The 3,677-nt window shown below is 39.2% G+C and carries 5 protein-coding genes; 3 read left to right on the top strand and 2 right to left on the bottom strand.

The window, feature by feature from the left end:
* Positions 1-216 precede the first annotated feature (216 nt).
* Both FJR04_RS23940 and FJR04_RS23935 read right to left on the bottom strand, forming a co-directional pair.
* Positions 217-600: a hypothetical protein gene (locus FJR04_RS23940; RefSeq protein WP_168499574.1), complete on the bottom strand. Its 384-nt coding sequence runs from the start codon at positions 598-600 to the stop codon at positions 217-219.
* A gap of 73 nt (positions 601-673) precedes the next feature.
* Positions 674-892 carry a CopG family transcriptional regulator gene (locus FJR04_RS23935; RefSeq protein WP_168499572.1) on the bottom strand — a complete coding sequence of 73 codons (219 nt, stop codon included), beginning with the start codon at positions 890-892 and terminating at the stop codon, positions 674-676.
* 132 nt (positions 893-1,024) lie between these two features.
* Here FJR04_RS23935 and FJR04_RS23930 point away from each other — a divergent pair, with 132 nt between their 5' ends.
* From FJR04_RS23930 to FJR04_RS23920, 3 genes are all read left to right on the top strand, one after another.
* Positions 1,025-1,900 (top strand): hypothetical protein, encoded by an 876-nt coding sequence (locus FJR04_RS23930; protein ID WP_168499570.1) that lies wholly within the window; start codon positions 1,025-1,027, stop codon positions 1,898-1,900.
* Positions 1,901-2,039: 139 nt separating this feature from the next.
* A complete protein-coding gene (gene brxE, locus FJR04_RS23925; RefSeq protein WP_168499568.1) occupies positions 2,040-2,624 on the top strand; it encodes a BREX-6 system BrxE protein in 585 nt (194 codons plus the stop codon).
* 5 nt (positions 2,625-2,629) lie between these two features.
* Positions 2,630-3,454, top strand: a complete 825-nt coding sequence (locus tag FJR04_RS23920) for a BrxA family protein (protein ID WP_217359512.1) — start codon at positions 2,630-2,632, stop codon at positions 3,452-3,454.
* Positions 3,455-3,677: the final 223 nt, after the last annotated feature.

The raw sequence follows: 3,677 nt of genomic DNA, 5'->3' as shown, positions 1-3,677 counted from the left end.
GAATAATCAGACTACCTCAGACAAATCTTCAGAGTGGTCTTGGTGGTGGCTTTTGTGGTTACCAATATCAATTTTTGTTTTCTTGGGCGGTGGCAGTAACAGTGATGGTGGTGACAATAATAATAATAATTGTAATAGTTGTGGCTGTGGGTGATGAGTCATATCTAGGATTACCGTAACAAAAAAGGTTTTTTATCACAAGCAGCTACTTGTTGCTTATGTCTCAAAAATTTCTGGTCTTTCAATAATGAACCATTCATGATACAAAATTGCTAGAAAGAAGTTTTCATTTTTTAGGCGATCGCAAACTGTCATAAAGCCAGAAAAGAAGGGATCATCTTCATAGGTGGTATCCGATAAAAATAGCGTGAGTGATTTTTTATCTTCAGCCCAAATAGAACGGATTATGGAAATATTAGGGTGATGAGATTTATCCACAGGTAATAATACTGGATATCCATCAATTTCCATAAATTCCAGTTCCTCATATTGCAAAACAGATGACCAATCTTCTGGTCCTTCATGTTTTTCAATAATCCTATCCCACCTCACCAGTTTGATTTTTTCTAAAGTTTCAGGTGATAAATCCGATAGTTTCATAAGTTTTACAAAATTTGACTGTTGCAAGAATCTCTAGGTTCTGAACACGAACAGGACGATGATATCAATTCTATTAACTTACTTTAGTTGTTTGTTTAGCAACCAAATATTGCTCGATGGCTTCACGAATCAAATCAGGTACTGTGCATTTTTCCAGATCAGCCAGATTTTTCAGATGCTGCTTCATCTGTGGATGCATCAATACTTTCACTTGTTCTGAAAGTGGCTCATCTCTGCCATAGTCGAAGCGATACTTGATTCCAAAATCGGGATTACCACCAGGTCTCGCCATTAGTTGCACACTTATAACGACAATCCCAATTATATCGCAATTAGCATCAGACAAATACTTCTAAGCTAAACACCTTAATTGCGTGGTACTACGTTATAATCATGAGAATAACTAACTAGGAGCGCAAGTGATATGGTTAATGCGCCGCTTGACAAGACTACCAATGTTATCAGTGAGAATTTGGCTGTTGATGCTAAAAATGGTGATGGTGTTAATACGACAATAGCAATATTTGCGACTGAAGAATTAACTGAGGAAGAAGAGTGCGAGCGCTCATGTTTAGAGCGTCAAGTAGAGAGAGCATTTTATGAAGCTGGAAAAGCTCTGAAACAACTAAGAGACAGAAAGCTATATCGCAACTCCCACAAAACTTTTGACGAATACTGCCAAGACAGGTTTAGTTACAACCGTTCCCGTTCCTATCAACTCATCAACGCAGCCAGTATTGTAGATAACCTACAAGAATGTCCACAAATTGTGGACATTTTGCCAACTGCGGAAGGACAGGTGCGACCACTAACAAAGCTGGAAACGGAGGAACAAGTTAACTGTTGGCAGGAAGCAGTGGAAGCAGCAGGTGGTAAAGTACCATCAGGACGTATTGTCAAAAGTATTGTGGACAAACTACGCGAAAGAAATAACTTGCCTAACCCCTACCGTTTGGGAGAATGTTGTCAAATTTTACCCAAAGATAATCCAGAACTCAAGGGCAAAATCAGTTGTTGGGGAATTATCACCTATGTGGGTAATTATAGTTGTAAAATTACCACGTGGAACGGGGATTATCTAGTTAAGATAGAAAACCTCAAGTCCTTGGATTATTCTGAGAATGATTGCAAATCTATGCAGCAATTATATCAGCGTCTTGTCAGGTTACATCAAGTGGGGAATATTGATGCTGCTGTGGATTGGCTATTGACTGGTTTAGGTAAACTACACCAACCGTTTTTAACACCACTGCAAGAAAAATTACTAGCTGTTGCTGAAAAAGAATGTGGATTGATCTAATTATCTAAGTACAGGATAAAAGGAAGTTGAAAACATTACCGAGTGAAGATTTTACCCTGTTGTTTTTGGAAAAAATACAAAAAAGGCTACAGTTATGCTGGGGACAAAAACCGTAGTTTAACTCTAGTCCGTTGTAATTATGCTGAATGCTACTAATGATACTATTGATAAAATTCTCACCCTTCAGATCATGGTTGCTTGGGCTGGGGAGGGGGGTTGTGAACCTAAACGTTTAGACTGGTGGCGCACAGATTTAATTGATGAATATGGTGGAGGTGACTTGTTGCAAAGACTGTTGCCGAAAACACATCTATGGGCATCTTTAGAAGCTGTGCGGTTGGCTACCATTCAAGTAGACAGGCGTAAACGTCAAGAAATGGCTCAACCTGATGCAGTGCGATCGCTCTTTTTTTGGGGTTTTGAGATAGATGAGAAATTAGCGGAACGTCTAGCTTTCCATAAACAGAACAAAAACAAAGTCACACCTTTAGAAGCTTTACCATACTTTACTATCAATATCACTCAACCTTTTTCAGAAACTGAATTTGAGGAAGCAATTCGGATTCCCAATCAAAAAATAAACTTTACAGTAGTTCCTAACGGACGAGAAATTGTTGGGGAAATTGTGACAGATTTAGAACTGAGAGCAAAAAAATTAGCAGCAGCCTTGCTACCCTTAACTGATAGTTACACCATGCCGTTTTACCGTTTACAAGACAATTAAATTTTGTGATCAGCAAAGCTAATCCTTCCTCAGTCGAGAATCGAAATTCGGCTAAACTCATGTTACCAAACCAGGAATCAAATCAATTTCACACGCGATTGCTGCGTATATCCTTAGCAGTGGAAGAAAGTCGAGCTTATTGGGAACATCTAAAAATAGATATATCTAAAGACAAATTACCAGTGGTAGCTTTTGAGGAACGTTGGTTTGGTAGTAAAAGTATGGCCAGAGTTCGCAGTCTATTAGTTGAATTCAGCCATCGCTTTGCAGCCTATCCCAGTAGCTTAACTGTTCTCCGGCTCTGGCAACCAAATGACCCAATCACTCGCCAAAATATCTGTCATTGGCATTTACAACTGACTGACCCTATATATAGAAATTTTACCAGTGTTTTTTTAGAACAGCGTCGTCAGCAAGAGAATGCCAATATTGACAGAGATATAGTAGCTCGTTGGGTAACACAACAATTAGAAACTGAATGGTCAGCAGCAACAACTTTAAGAATGGCCACAGGTTTAATTGCTGCTTGTGCGGATGCAGGACTTTGTTCAGAAAACGTTGGTAAACGTCAATTGAAATATCCAAAAATCACAGATGAAGCTCTAGCTTATTGGCTTTATTTTTTACAACATTTTTCTTTTACAGGTACGCTACTAGACAACCCTTATTTTAAATCTGTAGGTTTAAGCGACAGTTTGTTAGAACAGCGTTTACGTAGTTTACCTGGAATCACATTTAAGCGGATGAGCGAACTTTATGATTTTGGTTGGCAATATCCCGACTTAAAGACCTGGGCGATCGCTTCTTTGGCTTTGCAATGGGAAGAATAAAGAAGAAGTATAGCTGGGGGATGGGGAATTGGGAATGGGGACTGGGGACTGGGGACTGGGTTAAAAGTCTGTTTGTATCTGAGTTTTATCATCAGTTTATGTCCTAACCGCCCTGTCCGTTGCCGTCTAACTTAAGCTTGCGTGATGACGTAGAAGTAACACACTACACTACGCTATCAGGAGTCAGAAAAACATCAATACTCCCAATTCCCAATTCCCAATT

This window comes from Anabaena sp. UHCC 0204, from assembly GCF_009711975.1.
In the GTDB taxonomy this organism is placed as follows: Bacteria; Cyanobacteriota; Cyanobacteriia; order Cyanobacteriales; family Nostocaceae; genus Dolichospermum.
The sequence above is the reverse complement of the archived record's forward strand: the minus strand, read 5'-3'. Positions and strand labels throughout refer to the sequence as shown.

Coding starts and splice junctions, on each gene's coding strand:
- brxE (WP_168499568.1), top strand. CDS start 2,040: ATGCTGAATGCTACTAATGATACTATTGATAAAATTCTCACCCTTCAG.
- FJR04_RS23935 (WP_168499572.1), bottom strand. CDS start 892: ATGGCGAGACCTGGTGGTAATCCCGATTTTGGAATCAAGTATCGCTTC.
- FJR04_RS23940 (WP_168499574.1), bottom strand. CDS start 600: ATGAAACTATCGGATTTATCACCTGAAACTTTAGAAAAAATCAAACTG.
- FJR04_RS23930 (WP_168499570.1), top strand. CDS start 1,025: ATGGTTAATGCGCCGCTTGACAAGACTACCAATGTTATCAGTGAGAAT.